The organism is Cryobacterium breve, assembly GCF_027594785.1.
GTDB classification, from domain to species: domain Bacteria; phylum Actinomycetota; class Actinomycetes; order Actinomycetales; family Microbacteriaceae; genus Cryobacterium; species Cryobacterium breve_A.
Genome location: NZ_CP075584.1, coordinates 3,870,278 through 3,894,092, shown reverse-complemented (window position 1 = coordinate 3,894,092; position 23,815 = coordinate 3,870,278). Strand labels below are relative to the sequence as shown.

The 23,815-nt window shown below is 67.5% G+C and carries 23 protein-coding genes and 5 pseudogenes; 8 read left to right on the top strand and 20 right to left on the bottom strand.

All coding sequences use genetic code 11. The features are described 5' to 3' along the window. Window positions 1–133 precede the first annotated feature (133 nt). The 6 genes and pseudogenes from KIV56_RS18995 to KIV56_RS20710 all read right to left on the bottom strand — a co-directional run. Window positions 134–625 carry an aromatic ring-opening dioxygenase LigA gene (locus KIV56_RS18995; protein WP_281534647.1) on the bottom strand — a complete coding sequence of 164 codons (492 nt, stop codon included), beginning with the start codon at window positions 623–625 and terminating at the stop codon, window positions 134–136. A gap of 203 nt (window positions 626–828) precedes the next feature. Further along, window positions 829–1,134: a hypothetical protein gene (locus KIV56_RS20720; RefSeq protein ID WP_432432655.1), complete on the bottom strand. Its 306-nt coding sequence runs from the start codon at window positions 1,132–1,134 to the stop codon at window positions 829–831. A 40-nt stretch (window positions 1,135–1,174) separates the two neighbouring features. Beyond that, window positions 1,175–1,495, bottom strand: a pseudogene (locus tag KIV56_RS20715) (radical SAM protein); the annotation flags it as partial. 295 nt (window positions 1,496–1,790) lie between these two features. After that, window positions 1,791–4,055, bottom strand: a complete 2,265-nt coding sequence (gene pflB, locus KIV56_RS18985) for a formate C-acetyltransferase (RefSeq protein WP_281534646.1) — start codon at window positions 4,053–4,055, stop codon at window positions 1,791–1,793. 200 nt (window positions 4,056–4,255) lie between these two features. Further along, window positions 4,256–4,888 (bottom strand): annotated as a pseudogene (locus KIV56_RS18980) (FAD-binding oxidoreductase); the annotation flags it as partial. 286 nt (window positions 4,889–5,174) lie between these two features. After that, window positions 5,175–5,570 (bottom strand): annotated as a pseudogene (locus KIV56_RS20710) (FAD-binding oxidoreductase); the annotation flags it as partial. A 299-nt stretch (window positions 5,571–5,869) separates the two neighbouring features. Between KIV56_RS20710 and KIV56_RS18975 the strand changes: the two are divergent. Then, a complete protein-coding gene (locus tag KIV56_RS18975) occupies window positions 5,870–6,538 on the top strand; it encodes a GntR family transcriptional regulator (protein ID WP_281534644.1) in 669 nt (222 codons plus the stop codon). Window positions 6,539–6,597: 59 nt separating this feature from the next. Continuing rightward, window positions 6,598–7,788: an MFS transporter gene (locus KIV56_RS18970; RefSeq protein ID WP_281534643.1), complete on the top strand. Its 1,191-nt coding sequence runs from the start codon at window positions 6,598–6,600 to the stop codon at window positions 7,786–7,788. On the opposite strand, the gene KIV56_RS18965 is transcribed toward KIV56_RS18970, so the two are convergent. The 6 genes from KIV56_RS18965 to KIV56_RS18940 form a co-directional block, all read right to left on the bottom strand. Further along, on the bottom strand, window positions 7,785–8,153 hold the full coding sequence (locus tag KIV56_RS18965; RefSeq protein ID WP_281534642.1) for a TetR/AcrR family transcriptional regulator: 369 nt from the start codon (window positions 8,151–8,153) through the stop codon (window positions 7,785–7,787). The genes KIV56_RS18970 and KIV56_RS18965 overlap by 4 nt on opposite strands. Then, a complete protein-coding gene (locus tag KIV56_RS18960; RefSeq protein ID WP_281534641.1) occupies window positions 8,120–8,446 on the bottom strand; it encodes a TetR/AcrR family transcriptional regulator in 327 nt (108 codons plus the stop codon). Before KIV56_RS18960 ends, KIV56_RS18965 begins: the two co-directional genes overlap by 34 nt. Then, window positions 8,443–9,678, bottom strand: a complete 1,236-nt coding sequence (locus tag KIV56_RS18955) for an Acg family FMN-binding oxidoreductase (RefSeq protein ID WP_281534640.1) — start codon at window positions 9,676–9,678, stop codon at window positions 8,443–8,445. The genes KIV56_RS18960 and KIV56_RS18955 overlap by 4 nt, the downstream gene beginning before the upstream one ends. 77 nt (window positions 9,679–9,755) lie before the next feature. Further along, window positions 9,756–10,442 carry an ABC transporter ATP-binding protein gene (locus tag KIV56_RS18950; protein WP_281534639.1) on the bottom strand — a complete coding sequence of 229 codons (687 nt, stop codon included), beginning with the start codon at window positions 10,440–10,442 and terminating at the stop codon, window positions 9,756–9,758. Then, window positions 10,430–11,683: an ABC transporter permease gene (locus KIV56_RS18945; protein ID WP_281534638.1), complete on the bottom strand. Its 1,254-nt coding sequence runs from the start codon at window positions 11,681–11,683 to the stop codon at window positions 10,430–10,432. Before KIV56_RS18945 ends, KIV56_RS18950 begins: the two co-directional genes overlap by 13 nt. Then, window positions 11,635–12,036: a hypothetical protein gene (locus tag KIV56_RS18940; protein WP_281534637.1), complete on the bottom strand. Its 402-nt coding sequence runs from the start codon at window positions 12,034–12,036 to the stop codon at window positions 11,635–11,637. The genes KIV56_RS18945 and KIV56_RS18940 overlap by 49 nt, the downstream gene beginning before the upstream one ends. 199 nt (window positions 12,037–12,235) lie before the next feature. Between KIV56_RS18940 and KIV56_RS18935 the strand changes: the two genes are divergently transcribed. Next, window positions 12,236–13,711 carry a maltokinase N-terminal cap-like domain-containing protein gene (locus KIV56_RS18935; RefSeq protein ID WP_281534636.1) on the top strand — a complete coding sequence of 492 codons (1,476 nt, stop codon included), beginning with the start codon at window positions 12,236–12,238 and terminating at the stop codon, window positions 13,709–13,711. A 56-nt stretch (window positions 13,712–13,767) separates the two neighbouring features. On the opposite strand, the pseudogene KIV56_RS18930 reads toward KIV56_RS18935, so the two are convergent. Further along, window positions 13,768–15,524 (bottom strand): annotated as a pseudogene (locus KIV56_RS18930) (AMP-binding protein). 202 nt (window positions 15,525–15,726) lie between these two features. Between KIV56_RS18930 and KIV56_RS18925 the strand changes: the two are divergent. Then, window positions 15,727–17,211: a glycosyltransferase gene (locus KIV56_RS18925; RefSeq protein ID WP_348648425.1), complete on the top strand. Its 1,485-nt coding sequence runs from the start codon at window positions 15,727–15,729 to the stop codon at window positions 17,209–17,211. On the opposite strand, the pseudogene KIV56_RS18920 reads toward KIV56_RS18925, so the two are convergent. The 4 genes and pseudogenes from KIV56_RS18920 to KIV56_RS18905 form a co-directional block, all read right to left on the bottom strand. After that, window positions 17,138–17,623, bottom strand: a pseudogene (locus tag KIV56_RS18920) (dihydrofolate reductase); the annotation flags it as partial. The gene KIV56_RS18925 and the pseudogene KIV56_RS18920 sit on opposite strands and share 74 nt — an antisense overlap. Further along, window positions 17,613–18,422 carry a thymidylate synthase gene (locus tag KIV56_RS18915; protein ID WP_281534634.1) on the bottom strand — a complete coding sequence of 270 codons (810 nt, stop codon included), beginning with the start codon at window positions 18,420–18,422 and terminating at the stop codon, window positions 17,613–17,615. The pseudogene KIV56_RS18920 and the gene KIV56_RS18915, both read right to left, overlap by 11 nt. Window positions 18,423–18,449: 27 nt before the next feature. Continuing rightward, complete coding sequence (locus KIV56_RS18910) at window positions 18,450–19,184, bottom strand: glutamine amidotransferase (RefSeq protein WP_281534633.1); 735 nt, start codon at window positions 19,182–19,184, stop codon at window positions 18,450–18,452. 37 nt (window positions 19,185–19,221) lie between these two features. Beyond that, window positions 19,222–19,824, bottom strand: a complete 603-nt coding sequence (locus KIV56_RS18905; protein WP_281534632.1) for a hypothetical protein — start codon at window positions 19,822–19,824, stop codon at window positions 19,222–19,224. A gap of 469 nt (window positions 19,825–20,293) precedes the next feature. Between KIV56_RS18905 and KIV56_RS18900 the strand changes: the two genes are divergently transcribed. The 3 genes from KIV56_RS18900 to KIV56_RS18890 are packed head-to-tail and all read left to right on the top strand — an operon-like array spanning window position 20,294 to window position 21,463. Next, complete coding sequence (locus KIV56_RS18900) at window positions 20,294–20,635, top strand: S-adenosylmethionine decarboxylase (RefSeq protein ID WP_281534631.1); 342 nt, start codon at window positions 20,294–20,296, stop codon at window positions 20,633–20,635. Then, window positions 20,635–21,240, top strand: coding sequence for a hypothetical protein (locus tag KIV56_RS18895; protein ID WP_281534630.1), 606 nt, complete (start codon window positions 20,635–20,637; stop codon window positions 21,238–21,240). Before KIV56_RS18900 ends, KIV56_RS18895 begins: the two co-directional genes overlap by 1 nt. Further along, window positions 21,200–21,463, top strand: coding sequence for a hypothetical protein (locus KIV56_RS18890; RefSeq protein ID WP_281534629.1), 264 nt, complete (start codon window positions 21,200–21,202; stop codon window positions 21,461–21,463). The genes KIV56_RS18895 and KIV56_RS18890 overlap by 41 nt, the downstream gene beginning before the upstream one ends. Here the strand turns inward: KIV56_RS18890 and KIV56_RS18885 are convergent, their stop codons facing one another. Next, the gene (locus tag KIV56_RS18885; protein ID WP_281534628.1) at window positions 21,464–21,889 is read right to left on the bottom strand and encodes a VOC family protein; all 426 of its coding nucleotides are present in this window, start codon (window positions 21,887–21,889) and stop codon (window positions 21,464–21,466) included. Between the two features lie 142 nt (window positions 21,890–22,031). Between KIV56_RS18885 and KIV56_RS18880 the strand changes: the two genes are divergently transcribed. Then, entirely contained in the window at window positions 22,032–22,928 is an 897-nt protein-coding gene (locus tag KIV56_RS18880; RefSeq protein WP_281534627.1) for a LysR family transcriptional regulator, read from the top strand. On the opposite strand, the gene KIV56_RS18875 is transcribed toward KIV56_RS18880, so the two are convergent. Both KIV56_RS18875 and KIV56_RS18870 read right to left on the bottom strand, forming a co-directional pair. After that, complete coding sequence (locus tag KIV56_RS18875; protein WP_281536221.1) at window positions 22,897–23,589, bottom strand: aldo/keto reductase; 693 nt, start codon at window positions 23,587–23,589, stop codon at window positions 22,897–22,899. The two genes, KIV56_RS18880 and KIV56_RS18875, sit on opposite strands and share 32 nt — an antisense overlap. Window positions 23,590–23,599: 10 nt before the next feature. Further along, a complete protein-coding gene (locus tag KIV56_RS18870) occupies window positions 23,600–23,767 on the bottom strand; it encodes a hypothetical protein (protein WP_281534626.1) in 168 nt (55 codons plus the stop codon). Window positions 23,768–23,815: the final 48 nt, after the last annotated feature.

Below are 23,815 nucleotides of genomic sequence, written 5' to 3'. Positions count from 1 at the left end.
AACCGTGTTTCGGCTGCGTAACGACGGTGCCCGCGGAGGTGAACGCTGCATACCGGCCGGGCCGCTGGACGCGCCGGGCACGGAAAACGGGCCCCGCGACTGCCGCGAGGCCCGTTCGATACTGCCGAATCGATCAGGCGACTGCGGGAACCGCGGTCTTCTTCGAAGCGTGCGGCGTGAGGACGAAGATCGCCCAGCCGAACAGTCCGATGAGGATGCCGAGGCCCATGGCGAAGAACGAGACGCCGAAAGCGACGATCGAGGTGAAGAGCGAGGCGCGAAGCAGCGACGCGGTCATGACCGTCGGGCGGACCTTGTCGTCCTGGGCGAGCTCGGCGTACGTCTTGCCGCCTGAGGCTTCCATGGCGTGGTGGTTAATGATGTTCGCCTGCGCGAGGGCGGAGAGGGGGTTGTCGACGGTCGATCCGGCGAGGAACGATGCGTCGGCCGCGACCGTAATCTTCTCGCCGGCCAGCTGGCTGCTGACGGTGCCCCAGACGACGCCGCCGACGAGGAGCATAACGAGGCCGCCGACAATGCCGAGGAGGCCGATAATCCGAAGAATACGCGCCTGGCCGGAACCGGCGATCAGGGGCTGGGCAGCCGTTGTCGTAGCGGTTGTCATGAGATACCTTTCCTGGTGTCGCGCCTATCGTGACACTCGTGTACCTACCAGTCTGCCAGCATTGAAAGCGCATTCATCACATTTTCTCGGCTGATTGCAACATTGGTTGGAAACGTTTTCATCGTGGCGGACGAAAGGCGCGGCATCCGTGGGATGCCGCGCCTGTCTGAGTGTCTGGGTGCCGGTTTCAGTACCGTTTTCGCCTAGAAAACGGTCAGGCCTCGTGCACGGAATTGCTCTCGCACGCGCTCCAGCAACTCCTTGTCGGGGGGCGTCGCTCCGTGCAGCGGGTACGGGATCTCGAGCCGATCCCATTTGTCCTCGCCCATCTGGTGGAACGGGAGCACTTCGACGCGCTCGACATTCGGCCAGCGGGACACGATCTCCGCAACGGCGTCGACGTTGTCCACGGCATCGGTCAGTCCGGGGACCAACACGAAGCGGGCCCAGACGGGGATCCCCTTTTCTGCGAGGCGATCGCCGAAATCGAGGGTCGGCTGGAGGCTCACGCCCGGTGACCTCTTTGTAGGTCTCGTGAAGCCCGGACTTGACGTCCAGGAGCACGAGGTCGAGGTTGTCGAGCAGCGTCTCAGAGGCGCTCTTCCCGAGGAAACCCGAGGTGTCGAGGGTGGTGTGGATGCCGAGTTTGTGGCATTCCTCGAAGATGCGTTCCACGAAGGCCGGCTGCATGAGCGGCTCTCCGCCGGAGATCGTGAGTCCTCCCCCGGTGGCGTCGAAGACGCCCTTGTAGCGCTTGAGGCGCGTGACCAGGTCGTCGAGGGTGGTGATCAACCCGTCGCGCATCTTCCAGGTGTCCGGGTTGTGGCAATACTGGCAGCGCAACAGGCACCCGGACAGGAACAGCGTCATCCGGGTTCCGGGGCCGTCTACGGCCGTGACGAGCTCCCAGGAATGGACGCTCGCAACGGAACCGTTGTGAATCGCTTCCATCTCGAGGTGATGGAGTTCGGCAAGTTCAGCCTGTTCGGTGCTGGGGGTCTTGCCGATCTCCAGGGCGACCAGGGCGACGGCGGGGCCGACGCTGGGTAGGCCGAGGTTTACTGCGGGCATATTCTCGTCCTACTCAGCGTCGCCGCCATTTGTTATCGGTGGATATTCAGTGCTGGTGAAGCGTGGTGCTGGTGGTGATCAGTACTGATCGGGATCAGTGCTGGTGGAACGTACGGCTGATGACGTCCATCTGCTGTTCGCGCGTGAGGCGCACGAAGTTGACCGCGTAGCCGGAGACGCGAATCGTCAGCTGCGGGTAGTTCTCCGGGTGCAGCATGGCGTCTTCAAGGGTTTCCTTGTTGAGCACGTTGACGTTGATGTGGTAGCCGGTGGCTTCCGTGTACGCGTCAATGAGTCCGACGAGGCTCGTGATCTGCTCGTCCTTGGTGTGACCGAGGCCACTGGGGACGACCGTGTTCGTGAGCGAGATGCCGTCCTGCGCCTGGCTGAACGGCAGCTTGGCGACGCTGAGCGCCGACGCGAGCATGCCGTGCGTGTCGCGGCCGTTCATCGGGTTTGCACCCGGAGCGAACGGCTCACCCTTGCGACGGCCATCGGGCGTGTTGCCGGTGGCCTTGCCGTAGACCACGTTGGACGTGATCGTCAGGATCGACTGGGTGTGGATGGCGTTGCGGTAGGTCGGGTGCTTGCGGATCATGTTCATGAAGCGTTCCATGACATCGATCGCGATGGAGTCGACCTTGTCGTCGTCGTTACCGAACTTCGGGAATTCGCCCTCGACCGTGTAGTCGATGACGAGTCCGTTGTCGTCGCGGACCGGACGCACCTTGGCGTACTTGATCGCGGACAGGGAGTCGGCGACAACGCTCAGGCCGGCGATGCCACAAGCCATCGTGCGAACGATTTCCTTGTCGTGCAGTGCCATTTCGAGACGCTCGTACGCGTACTTGTCGTGCATGTAGTGGATGCAGTTCAACGCGGTGACGTAGGTCTCGGCGAGCCACTCGAGAGTGACGAGGTAGTTCGCGAAGACGGTGTCGTAGTCGAGGATCGTGTCGAGGTTCGGCGCGGTCGCCGGGGCGACCTGCTTGCCGGAAACCTCGTCCTTGCCGCCGTTGATCGAGTAGAGCAGCGCCTTGACGGCGTTGACCCGGGCACCGAAGAACTGCATCTGCTTGCCGACGCGCATCGGGGAGACGCAGCAGGCGATCGCAGCGTCGTCACCGAGCTCGGCGCGGATGAGGTCGTCGGACTCGTACTGGATCGCCGACGTGTCGATGGAGACCTGGGCGCAGAAGCGCTTGAAGCCATCGGGAAGGCCGTCGTTCCAGAGGACGGTGAGGTTCGGCTCGGGTGCTGCGCCGATGTTGTACAACGTCTGCAGGAAACGGAACGCCGTCTTGGTGACGAGCGGGCGTCCGTCTTCACCGATGCCGCCGAGGGACTCGGTGACCCAGGTCGGGTCGCCGGCGAAGATCTCGTCGTATTCGGGGGTACGCAGGAAGCGCACGATGCGGAGCTTGATGACGAGGTCATCGATGAGCTCCTGTGCGGCCTCTTCGGTGATGGTGCCGTCGGCGAGGTCGCGCTCGATGTATGCGTCGAGGAAGGCCGAGTTACGGCCGAACGACATTGCTGCGCCGTTCTGTTCCTTGACGGCGCCGAGGTAGGCGAAGTACAGCCACTGGACGGCTTCCTGGGCGGTCTGGGCCGGCTTGGAGATGTCGGAGCCGTAGGACGCGGCCATCTGGACGAGTTCCTTGAGGGCCCGGATCTGCTCCGAGTTTTCCTCGCGGGCGCGGATGATGTCCTCGGTCGAGGGCTCCATGTCGAGCTCGGCGCGGTCGTTCTTCTTGCCGGCGATGAGTGCGTCGACGCCGTAGAGGGCGACACGACGGTAGTCGCCGATGATACGGCCACGGCCGTAGGCATCCGGAAGACCGGTGATCAGGTGGCTGTTGCGGGCGCGACGCACACCGGGAGGGTAGACGTCGAACACGGCGGTGTTGTGGGTCTTGCGGTAGTCGGTGAAGATCTTCTCGAGCTCGGGAGAGACGGGGTAGCCGTAGGTCTCGAGGGAGTTGACGACCATGCGCCATCCACCGAACGGCATGATCGCGCGCTTGAGCGGAGCATCCGTCTGGAGGCCGACAATGACTTCATTGTCCTTGTCGATGTAACCCGGCTTGTGGGCCGTAATGGAGGACGGCGTGAAGGCGTCGATGTCGTAGACGCCCTTACGACGTTCCTCGGGGAACATCGCGGACAACTTGGCCCAGACTCCCGTGGTGCGGGCGGTCGGCCCGGCCAGGAAGGACGCATCGCCGATGTACGGCGTGTAGTTGCGCTGAATGAAATCGCGAAGGTTAATCGAATCCTGCCACGGCCCGGAAACGAATTCCGCCTTGCCGTGCTGCATCGAAGTGTCGCCGCTGAGGACGCCCTCTGTAATTGTCATGTGGACTACTCTCCTCGTGGGATTGAGCGTTCCCGCCGCGGAAGATCCCGCGCTCGGGGTAGTGAGCGGGGGGACACGAGGCGCCAGACGTGCACCGATGCACCGTGGTCCGCTCTCTTTTTCCAACACTACTCCCCGGCAACGCCCGGTCGGGGGGTTCTTCCGCCGCGTCTCTCGCCCGCGCGTTTAAAAGGACTCGCTTAGCACAGCCAAACCCCGCTAATCCACTGCTGGAAGTGACGATCCTGAGAATTCTCGAACCTGGCGGCTAGAGCTTTTTTCCCGGGTTCAGCAGGCTGGCGGGGTCGAACGCGAGCTTGACGCGGCGCTGCAGGCTCGCGCACGGCGAGGCCGAGTTCGTCGTCTAGGTGGGCCTGCTTGAGCAGGCCGATCCCGTGCTCCCCCGACGCGGAGCCGCCGAGCGTGACCGCGAGCTGGATCACCCGTTTGAATGCGCGGTGGGCGGCATCGACCTCTGCGGGCAGGTCGGGATTGAACCCGATCACGGGGTGCAGGTTTCCGTCGCCGAGGTGCCCGCCGGTGCTGATCGGAATCAAGAGTTCGCTGGAGATCTCCTGAAGACCGGTGAGGAGCGCCTGCAGCTGGGACCGCGGAACGGTCACGTCCTCGTTGAGGCTCGCGCCGCGCGCGGCCTGCAGTGCCGGCTGGAGGAGGCGTCGCGCACTCATCAGCTGGTCGAGGTGCGCAGGGTCGCTGGCGATGACGATCTCGCCGGCTCCCCCGGCCTCGAGGATGCGCGCGTATTCGGCGACGTCGTCGTCGGCCTGCCCGGCAGCATCCGACTGCACGAGGAGAAGAGCCTGCCGCACCCCCGGGGAGGGTCGACGCGGGGTCGAAGGCGTTGATCGCGGTGATGCAGGATCCGTCGAGGAATTCGAGCACGCTGGGACGTCGGTTGTTCGTGACGATCAGCGCGGCGGCGGCGAGGGCCTCCGCGGTGGTCGAGAACGTAGCGGAGACGCCGGAGGCGGGGGCGGGGGCGGGCAGCAGCCCGACCGTGATCTCGGTGATGATGCCGAGGGTCCCCTCCGACCCGACGAGGAGGGCCGTCAGGTTGTAGCCGGCGACGCCCTTGATGGTGCGCTGCCCCGTGTGCACGATGGAGCCGTCGGCGAGGACGACCGTGAGACGCCGCACGAAGTTACCGGTCACGCCGTACTTGACGCACAGCATCCCGCCGGCGTTGGTGGCCACGTTGCCGCCGATCGTCGAGCCTTTCCACGAGCCGGGGTCCGGCGGGTAGAACAGGCCGGCGGCCGCGGCGGCCCTGGCCAGGGCGTATGTACGCACTCCGGCCTCGACCGTCGCGGTCTGGTCGGCCTTGTCGACAGAGACGATCCGGTTCATCCGGGTGAGGTTCACGACGATGGCCCCGGTGATCGCGTTCGCGCCGCCGGCGAGGCCGGTGCGGGCGCCCTGGGGTACGAGCGGAATGCCGTTCGCCGCTGCGAGCGTGACGATGGCAGCTACCTCGGCGGTGCTCTTGGGGAACACAACGGCGAGGGGCTCCCCCGCAACGGTGCCGTCCGACTGGTCCGTGAGATAGGCATCGGTCGCCTGGCCGGTCACGAGCTGCGCCGACGGCAGTATCCCGGCGAGGGCATCGAGGATCGTCTGGGGGAAAACGTTTCAGTCACGGGGGCCTCTGGGTCAGAGTTGACGGGCCGGCACCGGGCAAAGGCCAGCGGCCCGACGGTGGGTGTGCCTCAATCGGGGCGTTTGCCCAGTATATGAGGCGGCATATTCCGCGACCCACTTGTAGTTATTGATGTATCTATGACTAGGCTGGGGGTATGTCGACCGAATCCGCCTCCCTCCCGCCGGTCGGGGCGTCCGCCGTCGAACGTGCGTATACCCACGTCGCAGACCTGATCATCTCGGGGTCCCTCCCCGCGAGCTCCTTCCTGACCGAAGGCGACATCGCCGGGGCCCTCTCGCTCAGCCGCACCCCGGTGCGCGAAGCCTTCCTCGCGCTCGAGGCCCGGGGACTGATCCGGCTCTTCCCGAAGAAGGGCGCCGTCGTCACCGCGCTCGACGACGCGGAGACCGCCGAACTGCTCCAGGTGCGCATCATGCTCGAGACGACCGCGGTGCGGCTGTTGAGCGAACGCGAGGGCGACACCGGCGCGGTCGACGCCGACCTCGCCGGCCTGATCGGGATCCAGGCGGATGCCGCGGCGAGCGGCGACCTTCTCACCTTCGCCAGGGCGGACCACCGGTTCCATTCCCGGATCGTGGACGAGAACCGCAACGGGGTGATCGACGGCTTCTACGCCCAGCTCGGCCCGAGGCTCGAGCGCCTCACCCACCGCGTCGCCTCCCGGGATCCCCGCAACCTCGAGCGCCTCCTCGCCGAGCACCGCCTCCTGGCCGGCCACGTGTCCAGCGGAGACACCGCAGCCTACGACCGCGCACTCCGCGAGCACGTCGAGGCCGGCCATATCTCCACCAGGATCACCTGACCACGAAGGTCGCCTGACCACCACCGACTGTCCACCCCCGATCGCGTTCCGAAAGTCCGATGATTCCCCGCACCATTCCCGCCTGGCTCCGCGCAGCACCCGCCATCTTCGTCATGGCCTGGGGCGGCAACCATTTCACCCCGCTGCTGCACATGTACGAGGCACTCGGCCACTACACGACGGTGATGGCGGACGTCTTCCTCGGGGCGTACGTCGTCGGCCTGATCCCCGGGCTCCTCATCGCCGGGGCGCTCTCTGACCGGTATGGACGCAAGCCGCTCGTGATCGCCGGTGTGATCACGGGACTCGTGGCCAGCATCCTTCTCGGTTTCGGCTTCTCGAGCACGGTCATGCTCTGTGTCGGGCGCTTCCTGGCCGGGCTGAGCGTCGGCGTTGCGATGTCGGTCGGAACCGCGTGGCTGAAGGAACTCTCCGCGCCGCCGTTCGACAGGCAGGCCGACTCGGTCGCGGGCGCCCGGCGCCCGGCGCTGACCCTCACCATCGGCTTCGGGCTCGGCGCCGGGGTCGCCGGCGCACTCGCCCAGTGGGGCCCGATACCGACGCTGGCCCCCTACCTCGTCCACATCGTGCTGAGCGTCGCTGTGCTGCCGCTCCTGGTCACCACACCGGAGACCGTGCCGCGGTACCGCGCACATCGCCCGTTCTGGCGTGACCTTGCGGTTCCGCTCGCGGGGCATCGCCGTTTCCTGAAGGTCATCGCGCCCTCAGCACCGTGGGTCTTCGGCGCCGCAGGGATCGCGTACGCGATCATGCCGAAGCTCGTCGACACCCAGCTCGGCGAGTTCAACCTCGCGTACGCGACCCTGCTCACGGTCGTCACCCTCGGCACAGGGGCCCTGGTCCAGCCGCAGGTCGCCCGGATCAACGCGCGCACCAATGGGCGAGCACTCGTCGTCGGCATGGGCATGATGCTCGTCGGCATCCTGCTCTCCATCTGTGCAGCGGCGACGCTGTCCCCGGTGGTCGCTCTCGTCACGGCGATCGTTCTCGGTGCCGCGTACGGAGTGTGCGTCGTCGCCGGCCTCGTCGAGGTCCAGCGCATCTCGACCCCGGCCGACCTCGCCGGCATCACCGGCGTGTATTACAGCCTCACCTACCTGGGCTTCCTGCTGCCGGTCCTCTTCGCGGCTCTCAACTCCGTCGCGAGCTACACCCTGCTGATGTCGCTCCTTGCCGTCGTCTGCGCCGCGTCCCTCGTCGTCGTGACCTGGGGCATCCGCCGCGTCTAGCCCTGCCCGCGGAGCGGAGCGCTGAGGTAGGGCAGGAGCACCGCGCGCAGGTAGCGCGTCCCGCCCGCGGAATCCGCGGGCGCCCCGGAGTCCGCGCTGTCGAGTTCGTCGAAGGCGAACCAGGATTCGGCCAGGATCCAGAGCGCGCGGACAAGGTCGTCGAGCTCGGGATCGCCGAGCGGGCGGATCTCGCCGTGGTCACGCCAGCCGCGCGCGATCTCGCCGAACCTGACGAGGCGCCGGGAGCGCACGAGCCGGTAGGTTTCGGCGAGTACCGGGTCCGCGTGCAGCAGGCCGAAGAGGTCGCGGGCGAGGAACGCGTACTGCCGCGTCAGCGCGGCACCGGCACCGAGACGGTCGAGCACCTGCTCGGGGTCCAGACGTTCGGGCCCGCCCCCCCCCCGGCGGCCGACGCGCCGGCGACCGACGTTTCCCAGAGCGATTCGTACGCCGCCACGCGCTCGGCGTGCAACTCGCGCACGATCTCGTCCTTGCCGCCGAACCAGTAGTACAGGTTGCCCGGACTGATGCCCGCGGCCGCCGCGATCGCGTTGGTGGTCACCACGGCGGTGCCGCGTTCGTTGAAGAGCCCGAGGGCCGCGGCGAGGATCCCGGCCCTGGTCTCCCTCGCCGTCGTCGTGGTCGGAACCCGGCTCACGAAAGCACGACCTCCCGCGCGGGCCGTCGTGGGCTCGGCAGCGCTTCCCCGGTCGGGTACCCGATCCGGAAGGTCATGATCGCGTGCCGGCCGGCGGGCAGGAGTGCGGCGAGCGCGTCGCTGAAGTCCGGGTTGAGGCCGGTCGAGCGTTCCCTGTCGATCCGCTCCGGAATCTGGCAGAGCGGCTGGGCACGGAGCCCGTCGACCGTCATGCTCAGGTGCAGGCGCTGCCAGGCGCGGCCGACGGAGAGGCGCTGGCCGGTGTCGAGCGGGTCACGCACGAGGAGCGCCCCGAAGGCCGCGGCCGTCGGGATCTGGCTGTCCCTGGTACCCGCGAGCCAGCCCGCATTGTTCTGCGCCGTCGAAACGGGAATGACCTTCGAAACGGCCCTGATGAATTCCGACTGACCGGACGGGTCGATCGTGATGCCGTCCTTCTTCGACTGGACCTCGTGCCAGTCTGTGCGATACCAGGCGGCGTCGTCGGCCACCTGCTGCGGGTCGGCGATGATCGCCTCGGTCGCGCGGACGGTCAGGGCGCCGAAGGCATCCTTCTCGGCCGGGGTCGTGAACCACACGAGTTCGGTCTCCGGCGCATCCACGGCCGCGCTGAGCAGGGCCAGTTCAGCGGCGCCCACGGGCCGCGTCAAGTCGTAACCGTTGCGGTCGGTGTGTCTGCCCGTGATCGCGGTGAACAGCGGTGAGACGGATGCCTCCGCCGCCTGAAGGTCGATCCGTGCGACGTGCGTGGGGTCGGCGGGGTCCGGCAGCAGGGTGACGGTGGCCGTCTTCCCGTTCACGGGCGCCGCGACGACGATGTTCTCGATCGCGCACCCGAGGGAGACGTCCATCTCGCGGAGCAGCGGGTCCATCGTCCCGAGGTTCCTGGTCGTGTCGGCGAAGACGTCGATCCGGTTGTCGGCCACCCGGAACTGCCAGGGTTGGGCGTTGTGCGCGTTCGCGGCGAGCACGGCCGCCCGCACAAGCCCGAGGGCGTCGTGCGCGTCGGGACCGGCCTCTGCCCACGCGGCGAAGGCTTCGCCGGTCCCGCTCGCGAACACGCCGCCGTCGACCGCGCGCCAGGTCAGTCCGGCGGCGCCTGCGATCGCCAGGGTGCCCACACTGATGCCGGCGACCTTGAGGAACGAACGCCGGGTCGACGTCCGTCCCTTCTGGTCGTCCTGTTCCTTCTGGTCATGCCGGCTCTTCGTGGGAGTCCTGTCGGGGGTCATACCCCAATTTGAGTCTTTACTCTAATGTTTGTCCAGCCCCGAGATCGGTACACCCTGCGATCAGGCGAGGCCTGCGGTCAGGCGAGCTCGGTGAGCCGTCCACCCTTGATGTGCAGGCGGCGTTGGGCGCGCCTGGCCACGGCGCTGTCGTGGGTGACCACGATCAGGGTGAGGCCCTGCGCGCGCCAGAGTCCCTCGAGCAGGTCCATGATCTCGTCCCTGGTCTCCTCGTCGAGGTTGCCGGTCGGCTCGTCGGCGAGGAGAACGGTCGGGTCCTTGACGAGCGCCCTCGCGATCGCGACCCGCTGCTGCTGGCCGCCGGAGAGTTCGGCGGGGAGGTGGCCGAGGCGATCGCCGAGGCCGACGGCCTCGAGGGCCGCCGCGGAACGCTCGCGGCGTGCCGCGCTCGTTCCGCCGAGCGGAGCGAGCGCCGTCTCGACGTTCTCCTGGGCGGTCAGCGTGGGGATCAGGTTGAAGCCCTGGAACACGAAGCCGATCTCGGTGGCACGGATGCGACCGAGCTGGGAGTCCCCGAGGCTCGACAGGTCCGAACTGCCGAGGTGCTCCGTCTCGAAGACGACGGATCCGGAACTCGGCCGGTCGAGTGCTCCGAGCATCTGCAGGAGGGTCGACTTGCCGCCACCGGTCGGTCCCTGGATGGCGACCATCTGGCCATCGGGGATCGATACGGTGACGTCCTGCAACGCGGTCACCGAGCGCTTGCCCTGGTCGTATTTCTTGGTGACATTCGTCAACTGGTACATGGTCTGGTCCTTCTGGAAGCTGGAACTGTGAAAATCGGGGGCGAAGCGGGTCGGGGCGAAGCGGGTCGGGGCGCAGCGGGCCGCGTCATGCGATGCTGCGCAGGGCCTCCGCGGGCCGGAGCCGGGAGGCCCGCCAGCCCCCGATCACTCCCGCGAGCAGGCCGCCGAGAACGGCGAGCCCGACCGCGACGAGGATCACGGATACCGTGACGGGCGCCGTCAGGACGATGTTCGACTCGGCGGCCGCCTGGGTTGCGGCGCCGAATCCGCCTCCTCCGGGGCCGAAGCCCGCGCCTCCGGCACCTCCCGCGCCTCCGGCCGCCCGCGCTCCCCCGGCCCGCCGCCTGCACCGCGGTCGAGGCCCCTGCGGTCAGGGTCGGGGCGATGATGTTGATCACGAGGATCCCGGCGAGCCCGACGACGATCCCGACGACACCGCCGATCAGGCCCTGCACGAGCGATTCGCCGCCGACCTGGCGCACGATCCGGCCGTTGGACCAGCCGATCGCCTTGAGCGTTCCGAACTCACGGGTGCGCCGGGTCACCCCGGAGATGGTGAAGAGGATCGCGATCAGGAACGCCGCCGCGAGAACGATCAGGGAGAGCCACAACCCGAGATTGGAGACGAGGCTCGATGCGCTCGCGAGGGAACCGGACACGCTCGACGCGAGGTCTGCCTGGGTCTTGACGGTCGCGGCGGGAAGCGCCGTCCTGATGTCCGCCTGGACCTGGGTGATGTTCGTCGACGACGCTGCCTGCACGTAGATGTTGGAGACCTGGCCGGGCAGTGCCGCGAGGGTCTGGGCGACGTCGAGCGGGATGTAGACGTTCGCCGCGGTGGCGCTGTCCGCCGTCGCAGCGGAGACCAGCCCGACGATACTGAAGTCCGTGCCCGCGATCGCGACCGTGCCGCCGACGGCGAGGGATGCGGTCGTTGCGTAGCTCGCGTCGAGGACTGCGACGTGCGCACCGGCATCCGTGCTCGCGAGGGAGCGCCCCGCGGTGAGCGTCACCGCGGAGAGCGGGCCGACGGCCGCGTCGGCCGGGTTCAGGCCGAGTACGGTGAAGGAGTCGACACTGAACGAGCTGCCACCCGCACCGTCAGGACCGCCCGTCGGCGGAGTCTGGCCGGCCGACGGCCGGGTCCCTCCCTGGGTGCGGGTCGGGAGTGCTCCGCTGAACGTGGAGTTGCTCAGCAGGAGTGTCGCGGCGGCGGCACTGACGTTCGGAACCGAGCGCACGGAGTCGAGGGAGGTCGAGGCGAAGGTCTCCGTCCCGCGTTCGGCGGTGAGGCGGCTGCGGCTGATGGTCGTCGTTCCACCGGCGGCTGCGCCGTCCGCCGAACCGAAGTCGAAGCGCTGGGGGCGCCGTTTCCGGTGCCCGGCGTCGCGGCCGCAGCAGGGGCCTGGCTCACGGTGATGTCGGTGCCGACTCCGTACACGGATTCGAGCACGGATGCCTGGGCGAGCTGGACCCCGCTCGACACCGAGTTGACGATGATGACCAGGGCGATGGCGAGGGCCATGCCGATCGCGACGATCGCGGTCTGCTTGCGACGACCCGCAAGTTCCCGACGCAGGTAGGTGTAGAACATGAGTCTCCGGTTCCGGGGACTCTTCGTGGGGCCCACCGGGATCGAAGTTATGGATGCGCGCTTGCCGGACGCTATCACTTTCCTGTGAATACGCCGTCAAATAACGGTTCTGCCTCAGGGACATTGGCTGGGCAGCATCGTTTCGAAGCTGATCGCAATGTCTGCGGGCCACACTCTCCCGCTGGCGTACGCTGGCGGCATGACCGCGAATGTACTCGGATCCGCAGTGAGCGCCGAGGTGAGTTCCTGGGCCGCCCGGCAGCGCTGGTTTTCGGACACGGGTCACCCGGTGGCGCTCTCGCGTGTCGGCGGCTGGACGCTGCCCTCCGGCGAGCCGGGGGTACTGATCCGCACCGACTGCGTCGTCGACGCCGGCGACCCCCGCCGGACGGTCTACCAGCTTCCCGTGACCGAGAGGGAGGTGGCGCTCCCTGGGGGCGAGGCCGCCCTCATCACGATCAGTACCGGAGCGGACGGGCGGCAACGGTTCGTCTATGACGCCCCGGCGGATCCGGCCTATGCGCGGGCGCTGCTCCTGCTGATCCTCCGCCGGGGCACGTCGGGCCCCGGTGCAGACGGATTCTCGGTCGCGGAGGGCGAGACCCTCTCCAACGGCCTCGCCGGCGGCGAACCCGCAGACAGAGTCGCGCCGGGCGGGGTCGAACCGACCGTCGTGTCGAGTCAGGTACTCCGGGGAGAGCAGTCCAATACCTCGATCATCTATGAACTCGCGGGCCCGGACGGTCGAAACCTCACTCCCGTGATCTGCAAGGTCTTCCGGGCGCTCCATCACGGCGACAACCCCGACGTCACGGTGCAGTCCGCACTTGCCCGCGCCGGCTCCCGGTTCGTGCCCGTCCCGGTCGGCTGCGTCGTCGGGGACTGGGCGGACGCCCGTGCCCCTGACGGCACCGCGCGCGGCCACCTCGCTTTCGCCCAGGAGTTCCTGCCGGGGGTCGAAGACGCCTGGCGGGTGGTGCTGGGTGCGGCGGGGAGAAACGAAGATTTCACTGCCCGGGCACGGAGCCTCGGGGTCGCGACCGCGGCCGTCCACGCCGACCTCGCGGACGCGATGCCGACGGCGGAGCCGACCCCGGAGGTCGTCGGCGCAGTGCTCGACGGCCTGCGCGCCCGCGCCCGGCGCGCGATCGCGGAGGTGCCCGCCCTCGACAGGTACGCTCCGGCGATCGATGCAGTCTTCACCGCAGCCGCCCAGGTGTCCTGGCCGAGGCTGCAGCGCATCCACGGCGACCTGCACCTCGGCCAGGTGCTTCTTGTTCCGGGCAGGGGCTGGGTACTCGTCGATTTCGAGGGCGAGCCGCTCAGTCCCCTCGAGGACCGGACCCGCGTCGACGTGCCGTGGCGGGATGTCGCCGGCATGCTGCGGTCGTTCTCCTACGCGGCCGGGACCGTGGCGCGGGAAGCTCCCGAGCGGACCGACGCCGTCGCCGGGTGGGCGCAGGCCTGCCGTCGAGCGTTCCTTGCCGGGTACAGCGAACGTTCCGGCCGGAGCCTCGGGGAGCAACGTCCGCTGCTCGACGCCTTCGAACTGGACAAGGCCCTCTACGAGGTCGTCTACGAAAAACTCAACCGCCCCGATTGGCTCCCGATCCCTCTCGAAGCGATCGACGCCCTCCTGTCCCAGGAGCCCGCGCCCGTTCGCGAAAGCGGGTGAGCCGTCGGTATGCCGAGCTCAGAACGACGATTCACCCGCTTTCGCGGGAGCGCGGATCAGCTTCGCGGGGAACGCTTGAGCTCGGGGAACTGGTCGTCGCGCCATTCCTCCGGGAGCCGGAGCCTGCTGGTCCGCGGCGTCGTTCTCCCGCGCCCGCAGTTCGACCCTGCGGATCTTGCCTGAGCTCGTCTTCGGGAGTTCGAAGAATTCGATGCGCCGTACCCGCATGTATGGCGGAAGCCCATTGCGGGCGTGCCGCAGCACGGCGAGAGCTGTCGCGCTGTCTGGCGCCCAGCCGGCAGCGAGGTGGATGTACGCCTTGGCGATGTTGAGGCGGGTGTCGTCTGGGGCGGGGACGACCGCTGCCTCTGCGACAGCGGGGTGTTCAAGCAGCACGCTCTCCACCTCGAACGGGGACACCTTGTAGTCGGAGGACTTGAAGATGTCATCGGTGCGGCCGATGAAGGTGATATAGCCGTTCTCGTCCCGCGTGGCGACGTCGCCCGTGTGGAAGTAGCCGTCCCGCAGCGCGGCCTGGGTCCTGACCGGGTCGCCGTGGTATCGGGCCATGAGATTGACGGCGGGCTCGCTGAGGTCGAGGCAGATCTCGCCCTCCTCGGCGACACCGCCCGTGATCGGATCCACGAGGGTGATCGCGACGCCGGGCAGGGGAAGGCCCATGGACCCGGCCTTGAGGACGGACCCCGGCACGTTGCCGACGATCGCCGTCGTCTCGGTCTGGCCGTAGCCGTCACGGATCGTGAGCCCCCAGGCGCGCTGGATCTGGCTGATCACTTCGGGGTTGAGCGGTTCGCCCGCGGAGAGGATCTCGCGGAGGCCGACCGGCTTCTCCCCCACATCGGACTGGATCAGCATCCGCCACACCGTCGGCGGCGCACAGAACGTCGTGACCTTGGCGCGATGCAACTGGGCGGTGAGCGCCTGCGGGTCGAACCGGCCGTAGTTGTAGACGAAGACGGTGGCCTCGGCGATCCACGGCGAGAAGAAGCTGCTCCAGGCGTGCTTGCCCCAGCCAGGCGAGCTGATGGCGAGGTGCACGTCCCCGGGTCGAAGACCGAGCCAGTACATGGTGGAGAGGTGACCGACGGGGTATGAGGTCTGGGTGTGCACGACCATCTTGGGCTTGCTCGTGGTCCCCGACGTGAAGTAGATGAGCGACGGGTCGTCCGGAACCGACGGCCACGCGAACCGGCGCAGTGGAGAGCAGGGCGGCATCGGCGTAGTGGGCCCAGCCGGCAACCGTCCCGCCGACGCAGATGCGCCGGAAGTCGCCGTCGATCTCCGCGAACTTGGCGGCGTCTCCCGCGTTCGCGATGACACAGTCCACCTCACCGCGCTGCACCCGGTCTGCGAGGTCGCCGGCGGCGAGCACGGTCGACGTCGGAAGGATCACGGCGCCGACCTTCATGATGCCGAGCATGAGCTCCCAGAGTTCGACCTGGTTGCCGAGCATGAGCATCACGTGGTCGCCCTTGCCGACACCCTGCTGGGTGAGCCACGCCGCAACCTGGTTGGAGCGTGCCGACATCTCCGCGAAGGTGACCTTGAGTTCGCGGCCGTCCTCTTCGACGATCCACAGGGCGATGTTGTCGTTGCCTGCCGCGATGACGTCAAACCAGTCGACTGCCCAGTTGAATGACGCGCCGACGTCCGGCCAGCGGAATTCGGCGGCGGCACGGGCGTGGCCGTCCCGGAGGCGCAGCAGCTGATCGCGGGCGGCGCGAAAATTGGAGGTACTCGTCGGAAAAGTCACTCCTCCATCATCCTCACTAATGAATGCCTGTAACTGCATGCATCAACGGCACACCTGGCGGTGCGTTATTCCGGGGGCAACCCACACCCGGATGTGGTTAACCACACGGGTAGCCCCATCCGGGTGACAGGGCGCGCGGGCCCATCCGGCGTCGGGTAGCTTCGTGCTCGTCAACACCGACAGTCTCGACGTGGCGTCTCCGGTACCAGCGTGGGACGTTCGATTTCACCCGGGGGCACAGATGCTTACCTTCTTCGTCATCTTCATTCTTGTTGTGGGAATCAATACCCTGCTCTGGACCACGGTCGGTCTCATCCGAGCCGTGGCCGAGAGCACCCGCCGTCGGTCGGCCGACGAGCCGGAGGACCCCCTGATCTCCGCGGACGAGGTCGCAATCCTGATCGCCGCCCACGACGAGGAACGAGTGATCACCGCGACGATCGGTTCCGCAGCGGGCCAGGTTCCTGTCGGGCACGTCTTCGTCGTTTCGGATGCCTCCGTCGACCGCACGGCGGACCTCGCGAGGGCGAGCGGCGCGAACGTGCTCGAACTCGAGCCGAATCGTGGAAAGGCCGGCGCTCTCGTCGCCGCGATCGACCATTTCGATCTCGCGCGCCGCTTTCCCGTCGTCGTGCTCCTGGACGCGGACACCGTTCTTGCCCCCGACTACCTCCGGACCGGGCTGCCCTGCTTCCAGGATCCGGGGATCGTGGCGGTTGCGGCGTGCGCCTCGACGATCGCGGATCCTCCCCCTGCGACGATGATGGGACGTTTCCTGATCGCGTACCGGGAACGTTTCTACGTCATGGTGCAGTACCTGCTCAAGTACGGCCAGGCGGCCAGGCTCGCGAACGTGATCTCGATCGTTCCCGGCTTCGCGAGCATGTACCGCAGCCAGGTACTCGGAAGCATCGACATCGATCCGCCCGGACTCGCCATCGAGGACTTCAACATGACCTTCGAGGTGCACGCGCGCAAACTCGGCCGGATCGCGTTCCATCCCTCGATCGCGAGAGCCTCGACCCAGGACCCGGACAATCTCCACGACTACACCCGGCAGCTGCAGCGGTGGACCCTGGGATTCTGGCAGACGCTGCGCCGCCACGGATTCCGGCTCGGCTGGTTCTGGGGTGCGCTCGCGCTCCACGTCTTCGAGCTCGTGACGAGCAGTGTGATGATGTTGCTGTTCCTGCCGCTCCTCGTCGTGTCTGTCGGTGCGGTCATCTGGGAGGCGACGGCGACGGACCCGTCCGGCATCGCCACGCAGCTGACGAACGCGGTGCCGCCGACCCTGATCCTGATCGGTGTGCTCGTGCCCGACTACCTGTTGACCGTGCTCGTGGTCGCTGTGACCCGGCGGCCGAGCTATCTGGTGCTCGGGTTCGCCTTTCCGCTCGTGCGCGTCGTCGATGCGGCGATCTGCCTCGCGACCCTGCCCCAGGCGTTCCTGACGCCGTCGAGCGGCCGCTGGACGAGTCCCGAACGCCGCGTCACGGTGGCGCCAGAGCCTGCAGGCGAAGCCGATGCCGCCGGAGAGCCCGGAGCTCAGGGAGACGTCGGTGCCCGAAGAGACGTCAGCGCCCCGGAACAGGCCGCTCGAACCCGACAAAACGAAAGCGGATACCGGTCCTCGAGACCGTCCATTCAGAGGCGTGGGTACGCGTCCAGTCCCCGTCGACCGCGGGGGCGCGCGTGTCGCCCGGAACGGCAAGGTCCAGCTCGGTGATCTCGAGGCGTGAGGCGCGGGCGAGGGCCTCACGGTAGACCTCGCCTCCGCCGATCACCCAGATCGTCGCCGCCGGGTCAGTCGCGGCCGGGTCAGTCGCCGCCGGGTCAGTGGGTGAAGCGTCTCGGGCGAGGGCCTCGTCGACGGACCCCGCGCGTTCGGCTCCGGCAGCGGCCCAGCCTGCATCCCGCGTGACGACGACGTTGCGTCGCCCCGGGAGCGGCCGGAATCGTTCGGGCAGCGAATCCCAGGTGCGTCGACCCATCACGATCGTCGCGGCATCCGTCACGGCCTTGAAATGCGCGAGGTCCTCGGGTAGGTGCCAGGGAATAGACCCGGCACTGCCGATGATCCCGTCATGTGCCTGCGCCCAGATCAGTGCAATCGCGGGAGCGTGGGGGTCAGACGGCAACGGGTGCCTTGATCGCGGGGTGGTGCTGGTAGCCGACGACCTCGAAGTCCTCGTACTCGTAGTCGAAGATGCTCGGGCGTTCGGCGGTGATGCGGAGCGTTGGGAGCGGATACGGGGCGCGGGTGAGCTGTTCGGCGACCTGGTCGCGGTGGTTGTCGTAGATGTGGCAGTCCCCGCCGGTCCAGATGAAGTCGCCGACCTCGAGTCCGGCCTGGGCGGCGACGAGGTGGGTCAGGAGCGCGTAACTCGCGATGTTGAACGGGACGCCCAGGAAGAGGTCGGCGCTGCGCTGGTAGAGCTGGCAGGACAGGCGGCCGTCGGCGACGTAGAACTGGAAGAGCGCGTGGCAGGGGGCGAGCGCCATCGACGGGATGTCGGCGACGTTCCAGGCCGACACGATCATGCGGCGCGAATCGGGGTCTGTCTTCAGCGTTTCGATCACCTGGGCGATCTGATCGATGTGGCCGCCGTCCGGAGTGGGCCAGGAACGCCACTGCACCCCGTAGACCGGACCGAGGTCTCCGGTCTTCGACGCCCATTCGTCCCAGATGCTGACCCCGTGGTCCCGGAGCCATCCGACGTTGCTCTCGCCCCGGAGGAACCACAGGAGCTCGTAGGCGATCGACTTGAAGTGCACGCGCTTCGTCGTGATGAGCGGAAAGCCCGCACGGAGGTCGAAACGAAGCTGGGCGCCGAAGATGCTCGTGGTTCCGGTACCGGTCCGGTCGGCCTTGGCGGTGCCCGTCGCCAGGGTGTGGCGAAGCAGGTCTTCATACGGGGTCGCGAGTGAGGTTGGCATCCGTGTCAGTTTATTTGGTGGCGCGGCCTATTCGGTGCCGAAGCGCCGAACGAAAGCACGCATCAGGTTCGCCGGTTGGGTCACCGTGGCGGCCGTGATGTTCGCGATGACCTCGGTCAGGGCATCCGGCTTGAAATAGCCGTTGTCGCGGTAGATCCGGATGCGGGTCAGGATGCTCGCGTTGGTGAGTTCGGGGTGGAATTGGGTCGCGTAGACGTTCCGTCCCACCCGGAACGCCTGGACCGGACAGTTCTCGCCGGTGGCGAGGAGCACGGCGCCGCGCGGGAGGACCGTGCACGCCTCCTTGTGCCCGACGAAGGCCTCGAAGTCCGGCTCGAGGATACCGAACAGCGGGTCGGCTGCGCCGTCCTCGGTCAGGCTCACCCTGGTCGGGCCGGCGTCCTCCGGCCAGGTGCCGTCGACGACCCCTCCGCCGTGGGCTGTGAGAAGTCCGATGCCGTAGCAGGCACCGAGAAAGGGGAAATCACGGGCGACGACGAGGTCGAGGAGCGACTGGAGTTCCGCTTCGACGCGGACCTGAGTGACGGACTTGGTCGCTTCGGGATCGCCTGCGTTGAACGGACTGCCGCCGACGATGACGCCGGAGTAGTCGTCCAGGCGGATCGCGGGCAGAGGGGCCGCCTCGAGCCTGACCCGGTGCAGGGCATCGGGAGTCAGTCCGCCGGCGCTCAGGAAGCCCTCGTACTCGTCGTCAGCGGCTTCGTCCTCCGGACGGGTGGCCAGGAGCAGGAAGGGCTTCACGCCGCCATAATACGCGGTGCGGTGGATCGCTGCTGCTTCAGTACAGGAACGACGCCGCAAAGGTGTTCACATCGATGTTGACGCCGTTGAAGACCCGTTCGAAATGCTGCTGCACACCGATGCGGAGATTCCCGCCCGCGTTCCAGCCTCCGAAGGCGATCGGTGCCGGCGACAGGAGATCGGCGGGGTCGTCAGGGAGGCCCGGCATGGCAACCAGGCCTGGCGGGACGGGCGCGGCATCCCAGAGGGCGACATCGCCGAATTCCGTGGTTGCGGCCCCCATGATGTCGTCCCACATCCGCGCACCGGTGTAGATGACGGGACGCACCCCGCTGGACTGGACGCCCGTGATCATCTCCCTGGTGAGAGGCGGTCCTCCGGACTCGATGTCGAGGGCGAAGAACTGGAGCCGGATGCGGAAGGATCCCGTCGCCGCGATCCCCTCGCGCCAGCAGCGCGGATCTCTGGTGTACGCGGCCACGGCGAGACCGGCGTCCAGGGCCATCGCGAGCTGCGCCTGCGTGCGGGCAAGAGGCGTGCAGGTGCCGAACTCCGTGGAACTGAGGATGTAGAGCCGGAAACCGGCCTCGTACGCCTGCACGAACCAGGCGGGATCGGTGATCGGATTGTCAGAATCCATCGCCCTGAGCACCGGTGGGGGTTGCGTCGGTTGCGTCGGTTGCGTCGGTTGCATCGATCGGGCGGATGCGGTCGGCACCGGCGTCGGGGAGGGAGCCGCGGCGGATATCGCGGGGTCCGACCGACTCGCTCCCGCCACCTGGATCGCCGCGAAGGGAAGGCCAAGCAGGAGGATCACCAGCACGGCGGCCCCGACCACCGGACGCACGGCCTGCCTCTTTCCCGGGTGTCTCGTGACGGAAGGCCTGCGCATTCGCTCAGTGTGCACCGGCATCACGGGGAAGAAAAGGGACCCGCCGGGGGCTCGTCCGCACGGTCGAACGTGGCCCCTGACCGCGATGGCTGTCTGGGGGGCGTACAGTGAGGCAGCACCGCTCAGTCTCAGGTTCCGATGTCGCCCTGGGGAAACGGCTGCTGCCGGGGATTCTTTACCCCTAGCTCTTGATCACATCACTGGGGGAATGGCTTTCATGCGCGACCTTGCACCAAGCATCTACCGGCAGCGTCTGGTCATCGAGGCCTACCCGGCAGAACCGATCAGCGCAGTGCAGATCATTGACTACCTGGCAGGGCTTGCCCCGGTGCTCGACATGAAAGGCCTGATCGAGCCGGTCACGCACCGCAGCGACCTGTTCGGCTGGGCCGGGTGGACGCACTGGGAAACGTCGGGGGCGCACTTCTACGCGTGGGAACAGCCGGTGCTCTTCTACAGTGTCGACATCTACACCTGCAAGCCGTTCGACCCCCTTGTTGCCGTCGAATACACGAAGAATTTCTTCGGCAGCGCCAGCGCCGAATACAAGGAATTTTAGTGCCGACACGCGACACCGATACCGAGATCGGCGCCGAGGTGTTCAGCCCCCGATACGACCTCAGCGACGCCGAGCTCGAGGACCTCACCGTCCGGCTGCTCGACGCGCGCACGGGCGAGCTCCCGGAGCACTACCGGCTCGTCGCGATCGAGGTCGACGGCCGGAGCCCGTTCTCGAACGTCGGCCGGCACGTGGAACGAGTCGTCTTCGAGGCGACGTTCGGCAACGATGCCGCACAGATGACAGACGAATACGGGGCGTACGAGGAGACGAGCACTTTCTTCATCTCCATCGACAGGGACACGTGCATGCCGAGCGGAGTCCTGCGAATCATCGAGGATTCCCCCCATGGACTCAAGAGCCTCAACGATGCCGCGCACGAACCGTTCAATCTGGAACTCGACGAGGCGTTCCGCTTTCATGCGATTTCCGATCCCACCGAAATCTGGGACATCGGCACCGTCGCCGTCCTCCCCCACTACCGGCGCGGCGAAGCAGCGGTCAGCGTGCAGGCTCTACCGTGCGATGTATCTCTCCGCGCTCGTGCACCGCATCAAACACATCGTGTCGATCGTCGACGACCGGCCGCTGCGCAAGATGCGTGACTTCCTCGGAATCCCGTTCGTACCGCTCGCGGACACTCCCCCCGGCCCGTACCTCGGCTCGAAGAAGAGCCACGCCGTCTACGGGTATGTGCCGCACTTCCTGCCGAAGGCGCGGGCGCACCGCGACACCATGCGCGGCCTGCTCGTGCGCAACGCCCTGCAGCGCCTTGTCGACGGTACGGAAGACGACTCGATCAGCCTCGACGCCCCGCCCGGCTTCTGATCACTCGGTCGGAGCGCTCCCCGGACCCGCGATGTTGACCAGCCAGGTCACGCCGAACGGGTCGACGAGCATTCCGAAGCTGTCTCCCCACGGCGCCTTGGCGAGTGGCTGGAGCACGGTCCCTCCCGCGGCCAGCTTCTCGAAGTAGCCGTTCAGTTCCGCCTCGTCGTCACCGCTCAGCGACACCGAGAAACTGCTGCCCGGTGACAGTTCCATACTGTTCGGGGTGTCCGCCGCCATCAGGACCATCCCACTGTCCGTCGTCAGAGCGGAATGCATGATCTTGTCGCCCTCAGCGGGATCGTCACTGGTGTGGAACTCGGCGAAGGTGCTGCGTGTGAGCGTGCCCCCGAAGACCGACTCGTACAGGTCCATGGCCGCCCTGGCCGAGTCACGGAAGGAGAGATAGGGGTTCAGAGTTGTCATCGTCGGGCCTCCAGTACGGGGCGCGCCCGCCTTCGGGCGCGCGCTTCGGGACCAGTATCGACCCCTGACCGCGAAAAGACGAGGCGGCGGATCCATTCGTCCTGGCTGTGAATGGCATCGATTCACGCACTAGCCTTGCTGAATGGAACTTCGCCAACTCGAACATTTTGTGATCGTCGCCGAGGAACGCCACTTCACCCGGGCCGCCGACATCCTGCAGATTTCGCAGTCCGGACTGTCGGCATCCGTTCGGGCGCTCGAAAGCGAGCTCGGGACCTCACTCTTCATCCGCAGCACCCGAAGCGTCGAACTCTCGGTCGCCGGCCAGGCCTTCCTGGTCGAGGCACTCCGGACGCTCGCGAGTGCCACCGCCGCCCAGAACGCGGTTGCGGCCGTGCGCGGCCTCATGCTCGGTCGACTGACGGTCGGCGCAGAGCCGTGCCTGGGTTCGGTCGACCTTCCCGGAGAGCTCGCCCGCTTCCGGACGACGCATCCCGGAGTCGACGTGCGTCTGCGGCACGCCGGGTCTCTCGAGCTCATCGAGGGTGTCGCGAGCGGCCGCACGGACGTCGCCCTCATCGTCTCGGCGGGCGACCCGCCTGCCGGTATCCGGCTCAGTCCGCTCAGCACCCAGAGGCTCGTCGTGCTGTGCCATCCCGATCACCCGTTCGCGTCCAGGGGCTCAGTGGACCTGGCGTCCCTGCACGCCGAGTCCCTCGTCGGCTTCCCCGCCGGCTGGGGCGCGCACACCCTCGCCCGGCGCGGTTTCGCGGCCGCCGGGTTCGACTATCGGGCCGCCCTCGAGGTCAACGACGTGCATCCGCTGCTCGATCTCGTCGGCTACAACCTCGGTGTCGCGATCGTGCCGGAGAGCTTCGCGGCGAAGCGTCCCGACCTCCTGCGATCCATTCAGATCGAGGATCCGATGCCGCCCTGGACCGTCGCCGTCGCCGTGGCGGACGAGCCCAGCCCGGCCGCCACGGCCTTCCTCACCCGGCTCGCCGGGATCAGCCCAGCAGCGCCAGTTCCTCAGGCGTGAGCAGGAGTCCGGCAGCCTGAACCGAATCCCGGATGCTCTCCGGCCGGGAGGCTCCGGGGATCGGGATGACCACAGGGGACTTCGCGAGGTGCCAGGCCAGGCAGACGACCTGCGGGCTGACGCCGCGGTCGGCCGCTACCTGCTGGAACGGCGCAAAGCGTTCGCCGAGGCGGGACGCGGAGGAGATCCCGCCGAGCGGGCTCCACGGGATGAAGGCGATTCCGAGTTCGGTGCAGAGCTCGAGCCGGTTCGCTGCTGCGGAACGCGGGAGAAAACTGGTTCTGCACGCTCGCGAGGCGTCCACCGAGGAGCTCCCCCTCGCGAGCCGGATCTGATCGACGTTCGCGTTCGAGATGCCGGCGAGGCGGATCGTGCCGGCGTCGAGCAGCTCGACGAGCGCCCCGATGGAATCGGCGTACGGCACCGCCGGGTCCGGCCGGTGGAACTGGTAGAGGCCGATCGCCGCGCCGCCGAGTCGCGCGAGCGACGCCTCCGCGGCCTTCTTGAGGTACTCCGGGCGGCCGTCGACATACCAGGTGCCGTCTCCGGGGCGCAGGTGCCCGCCCTTCGTGGCGACGAGTACGTCGCTCGTGTCTCCGCCCCAGGACGCGATCGCTCCGGCGATGAGGGTTTCGTTGTGGCCGACCTCGTCGGCGTGCAGGTGGTACGCGTCAGCGGTGTCGAAAAAGGGTCACGCCCTCGTCGAGGGCGGCGTAGATGGTCGCGACGGACCTGGCCGCATCCGGTCGTCCTTCGATCGACATCGGCATTCCGCCGAGTCCAATCGTGCTCACGGCGCGGTCGGCGATCATTCGGGTCGGCAGTGTTCGGGTCGTCATGGTTTCCTTCTTCGAGCGGTTGACGGTGCTATCGGTGGCTGGAGTATT